At 52.9% G+C, this 255-nt stretch carries 1 rRNA gene; it reads left to right on the top strand.

The annotated features are described in order from the left end of the window. Positions 1-255, top strand: a 23S ribosomal RNA gene (locus NE473_RS33380); the annotation flags it as partial.

Here is a 255-nt window from a genome sequence, read left to right as displayed (position 1 = left end):
AGTCGAGAGGTCCTGCGCCGAAAATGTCCGGGGCTGAAACACGACACCGAAGCTGTGGAATGTAGCAATACATTGGTAGAGGAGCATTCTTAACTGCGGCGAAGCGTTACCGTAAGGAGGCGTGGAGCGTTAAGAAGAGAGAATGCCGGAATGAGTAGCGAGATGGAGGTGGGAATCCTCCAGGCCGAATATCTAAGGTTTCCAGAGTAAAGCTGATCTGCTCTGGGTAAGTCGGGGCCTAAGGCGAGGTCGAAA

Origin of the sequence: Hungatella sp. SL.1.14, assembly GCF_024460495.1 — a bacterium.
GTDB lineage: Bacteria > Bacillota > Clostridia > Lachnospirales > Lachnospiraceae > Hungatella > Hungatella hathewayi.
Note: the sequence above shows the minus strand (reverse complement) of the source record. Positions and strands in the feature narration are given on the sequence as shown.